This window comes from Hyphomonas sp. (assembly GCF_013823385.1).
Lineage (GTDB): Bacteria > Pseudomonadota > Alphaproteobacteria > Caulobacterales > Hyphomonadaceae > Hyphomonas.
In genome coordinates, this window is the sequence record NZ_PNMA01000078.1 from 1 (window position 1) to 4,559 (window position 4,559).

Consider the following 4,559-nt stretch of genomic DNA (forward strand, 5'->3'; position numbering starts at 1 on the left):
ACGATCGCGCAGGCGGCCTGCGCGGCCGATTGCATCTCGGCGACCACAAAGCTGCCGATGGACGATCTGTTCTGGTGCTCGGGCTGCCAGGGTCCGATGTATCCGATGAACGGCAATGTCGGGGCCAATATCGGCATCAAGCAATCGGCCCGGCTTGCCGCCGAGCGGATGGTTTACAAGCTCCACCGTCAGGGTCTCGCGTTCGGCACCAGCGGTCCCAAGGCGCTGTGCTCCAAATACATCATGCCGATCCTCAAGAAGAGCCAGTACCGCATGCAGCAGGTGAACCCCACGCCGATGGTCAACGGGCGCGAGGCCTGCTCGCCGATCGGCGCCTCGACCATCCTCCCTCGCGCCGGGCAGGTTTATCCGGTCAAGGGCGAGGACGTCGGGTTCCTCCTCTGGCGCAAGCGCAATTGCTGCATGTTATGAGGGAGGATCGCACATGAACCGCAAAGCCGTTCTTATCGCCCTTTCTGCCAGCCTCGTCTGCGGCATGACGGCAGTTTTCGCGCAGGATCTCGAAGGCTTTGATCCCAGGGCTATCGAAGCGCGCGCTGACGAGTTCAAGACCGATGCACAGGCGCTGTTCGACTATGCGACCGTCAACGCGGAAGGCCATCAGGCAGATGCGCAAAGCGTTGTCCAGGACGGCTACCGCAGCGTCGAGGGGCTCGAGGTCGGCGATCTGCCCGGAGAGAATGGCCCGGTCGATTTTGACGAGATGATCGCCGGCGCCAAGGCCGGGATGGCGCAGCCCAAGGGCGCCCCGCTGTTCGTGGCCTTCGCCAGTCTGTCGATGCCCGAGGATGCGCTTGCGCAGATGATCGCCGATACGACGCGGGCAGGGGGCGTGGTGGTGTTCCGCGGGTTCTCGGCCGGCAATCCGCACACCTTCATCACCGGCATCCGCAAGGTGGTCGACCAACGCGGCGCGAGCAACATCGCCATCGATCCCCGCCTGTTCCGGGCCTTCAACGTCGACCGCGTTCCGACATATGTGGCGCTTTCGACCGACTTCGAGCCGTGCGACCAGCTCGAGTGTGTCAGCACGCCGCCGCCGCATGACCGGATCGCGGGCAATGTCAGTGTAGCCTACGTGCTCGAGACCTTCGCCGAGGCCAATGGCCCCGGCGCGCCCGTGGCCCGGCTCGGGCTTGCCAACATCCGGGGGCAGCGGTGAATGGCGCGCGCTTCCTTGCTGTTTGCCTCGCTGTGGCCGCCTGCGGCCAGCTCGCCCATGCGCAGATGGCGACCAGCGATGCGCGCAGTGAAGGCGAAGCGATTGCCAAGGGGGTTCGCGATGCCACCAACTCCGGCATCCTCACCAACGGTCAGGCCGCCGCCGTGCCCGGGTTTGAGGGGACCGATTTTCCCCAATTCGACTATGTCGAGGATCCCGCAGGGCTGAGTACGGCGGGCGAAGCGCAGCGCTATCAGGACAATTACCGCGTCGTTGCCGATCCCTATCGCACGGTCTTTGATCCCGCCACGATCGATCTGAGCTCGGCTCGTCTCATTGAGAGCGATGCCGACACCTATCTTGGCCCCGGCGCCTCTCCCGATGGATCGGCGGGGGCGTGTGCGCCGCTCCCTCCCGGCGGCGGCGGCGCTGCCACCTACCTTGAAAGCTGCAATGCGGGCTCCCAGCCCTATGACGAGGCGCGCAGCTGCACTGCTTCGCTGGCGATCCAGACCCAGGGCTCGCGCTACTGGGAATACATTTGCGAGACCGAAGGCTTTACCGAACGTTACGAGATGTGCGGAGAACTTGCGCGCGCGCCCGGCTCCGGCACGTGCCGTCTCAGCGAGAGTGTCCGCATCGGCGAGACTTGTCTTCAGTGGGTGCAGGAGTTCAACGGCCGGCGATGGTGCGCCGAGCCCGGTGAGCCGATCTATCGCCAGCAATGGCATTGCCCTGCGCCTCTCAGCGGCGTTTCTGGCGGGATCGAGCGCAACACTACCCGCATCATCAGCGAGGCCGTTGACGAGACGGTTTGTCAGAATGCCACGAATGGCGCGACCTGCTCGCTCGCTTCGGAAGTCTGCACCGCACCTAACGAGACCCGCACAATCGGCGGCGTAGCGGTGACACGCCCCTGCTGGGAGTGGAATCGGACCTATCAGTGCCAGGGGGTCGCGCCGGCCAACGACTGCAGCGCGCTTGAGGCGCGCCCCGAATGCCGCTTCAGCCATGATGAATGCCTGAGCTACGACGACCCGGCCGAGACAAGCTGCAACGTCTATGATCGCTGGTATCAGTGCACCACGCCCGCCAATGGCACCGCGCCGCCCCCCGCCTATGTCTGCGGCGGCGATATCTACTGCATTGATGGTGAGTGCACGCAGGTCGAGCGCGAGGCTTCAACGGAGTTCAAGGACGCGATGGTCGCGATGAACGTGCTCGGCGAGCTGCGCGACAATTTCGATCCCGATAACCTGAAGATCTTCAGTGGAGAAAACCTCAAGTGCACCAAGAAGGTGTTCGGGCTCTCCAATTGCTGCAGCGGGAAGGGCGTGCCGCTCCTCACGCCCTTCCTGTGCAGCCGCGAGGACCGCGACGTCGACAAGCGCGATGACGCGGGGCTGTGCCACTATGTTGGGACCTATTGCTCGGACCGGGTGTTAGGCGTCTGCGTCACCCGCAAGCAGTCCTACTGCTGCTATGGCTCCAAGCTCGTGCGCATCCTCAATCAGCAGGGCAAGGCCCAGCTCGGGATGCAGTTCGGCAGGGCCAAGGAGCCCGACTGCGAGGGCTTTCTGATCGCGCAGTTCCAGCGGCTCGATCTCAGCCGCATGGATTTCCGCGAGGTCTACGCCGAATTCGTGGATGCAGCCAAGCTCCCCGACGAGATCGAGATGTCGATCCAGATCCAGGAAAAGATCGAGAACTACTACAACATCAATGGGGGAACCTGAGCTTGCAGGACGCCGACATCCTTCAATTTCGTTCCGGCGCGCCGTTCCCGGCCGCCCAGGTGCTCGATCTGGCTGTCAGCGTTGCGATCGGCCGCGATCTGGCGCGCTCCGAGGACGAGATGTTCGCGCTGATCGAGAACTGGTTTCTGCGGCCCGCAACCCATGCGGAGCTGCGGCTGTCGATCACGCGCTTGCTCGATGGCGGGGTGATCGAACGCGCCTGCGAGGGCGACATGGGTTTCTGCCTTACCGAGCGGGGTGTCGAGACCACCGCCACGCTGTCGGGCGGGATGATCCGGATGATCGACCGCGGCCGCGGCTACATCAAAACCGCTTTCCTTCTCGAAATGCTCGACCTTGAAAAGGGGAAATGCCCATGACCAAGCTTGCAATCCCTGTCCTCGTTGCCGCGCTCGCAGCTGTAACGGTTCCTGTCCTGGCGCAGTCGCCGGCCGATTCGAACCGCGACGCATTCTACTGCGAGGAGCGCAAGCTCGGCAGCTGGTTCTACTGCAACTCCGAAGAGGCCAAGCGCAAGGCGCGCGAGAAAGCCCAGGCGCCGGCGCCTGAGACGGCCGTTCCGGCGACCGCGCGGATGGCGGCGATCACGGCCCAGCTCGACGAGTTGAAGGCGCGCGCCGTGCTCGAGCCGACCTCGGAGAACATCGTCGCCTATATCCGGTTCCAGCGCGAGCAGCTCGACCGGGCCTCGACGTTCGCCGATGTGTGGGGAAGGGCGATCTGGCAGAACTCCGATCTCGATTACACGCTCGAGCGGCCCGTCTCGACGCTCGCCAAACAGACCTGGCTCGAGGACCGCAAAGCCCAGCGCGAAGGATCGATGGCGGCGCTCACCGAACGCTACGGGGTGTTCTATTTCTACTCCTCGAGCTGCTCGGCGTGCCGGACCTTCTCGCCCGTGATGCGCGCGCTTTCCGACAATTACGGGCTCGAAGTGCTCGCCGTCTCGATGGACGGCGGGCCCAACGAAGCCTTCCCCAACTACGTGGTCGATAGCGGCCAGTACCAGCGCATGGGTCTGCAGGGCGGGGCCGTTCCCGCGCTTGTCCTGTTCGACACCCAGACCAAGCAGCCGATCCCGATCGGCTACGGGGTGATGGCCGCCGACGAGGTGATGCAGCGGATCTATTCCTTGACCCAGATCGAACCCGGGAGTGACTACTGATGGCACCGCAAGCACAGCGCGGCATCGCCGCTCGCATGTTCCGTTCCGCCGGCACCGCCTTGGGCATTCTTGCCGCTGCCAGCCTTGTCGCTGCCCCGGTCAGTGCCAATGTCGGGACCGAACTCAATAGCTTCTTCGATGACATGGGCGCCGCCGCCAATGCCACCGGGCCGGTTGCCTATGAGGGCCAGTCGGCAGGCTATTACTCGGGCGGCAATATCTGGACACGGTTTCCGCAAAAGAACGTCAATCCAGTTAATTTGCAGCTCCCGAGCGTCAAGGCCGGGTGCGGCGGTATCGACGTGTTTTCGGGAAGCTTCTCCTTCATCAACACCGACGAGATCGTGGCGATGATGAAGGCGACCGCCAACAATGCACTGGGCTTTGCCTTCCAGCTCGCGATCAAGTCGATCAGCCCGCAGATCGCGGCGACGATCGAGGAAATGGCGCAGAA

Annotated in this window: 6 protein-coding genes; all 6 read left to right on the forward strand. The window is 63.9% G+C overall.

Annotation, left to right across the window (positions count from 1 at the left end):
- The coding region (locus tag C0456_RS19590) for a TraU family protein (RefSeq protein ID WP_291056006.1) at positions 1–432 on the forward strand (432 nt) is incomplete at its 5' end.
- Positions 433–445: 13 nt separating this feature from the next.
- The gene (trbC, locus tag C0456_RS19595) at positions 446–1,183 is read left to right on the forward strand and encodes a type-F conjugative transfer system pilin assembly protein TrbC (protein ID WP_291056009.1); all 738 of its coding nucleotides are present in this window, start codon (positions 446–448) and stop codon (positions 1,181–1,183) included.
- Complete coding sequence (locus C0456_RS19600; protein WP_291056011.1) at positions 1,180–2,919, forward strand: conjugal transfer protein TraN; 1,740 nt, start codon at positions 1,180–1,182, stop codon at positions 2,917–2,919. Before trbC ends, C0456_RS19600 begins: the two co-directional genes overlap by 4 nt.
- A gap of 2 nt (positions 2,920–2,921) precedes the next feature.
- Positions 2,922–3,299 (forward strand): hypothetical protein, encoded by a 378-nt coding sequence (locus C0456_RS19605; protein WP_291056014.1) that lies wholly within the window; start codon positions 2,922–2,924, stop codon positions 3,297–3,299.
- Positions 3,296–4,105 carry a conjugal transfer protein TraF gene (gene traF, locus C0456_RS19610; protein ID WP_291056017.1) on the forward strand — a complete coding sequence of 270 codons (810 nt, stop codon included), beginning with the start codon at positions 3,296–3,298 and terminating at the stop codon, positions 4,103–4,105. Before C0456_RS19605 ends, traF begins: the two co-directional genes overlap by 4 nt.
- A partial coding sequence (locus C0456_RS19615; protein ID WP_291056019.1) for a conjugal transfer protein TraH occupies positions 4,105–4,559 on the forward strand: 455 nt, incomplete at its 3' end. The genes traF and C0456_RS19615, both read left to right, overlap by 1 nt.

Coding starts and splice junctions, on each gene's coding strand:
- trbC (WP_291056009.1), top strand. CDS start 446: ATGAACCGCAAAGCCGTTCTTATCGCCCTTTCTGCCAGCCTCGTCTGC.
- traF (WP_291056017.1), top strand. CDS start 3,296: ATGACCAAGCTTGCAATCCCTGTCCTCGTTGCCGCGCTCGCAGCTGTA.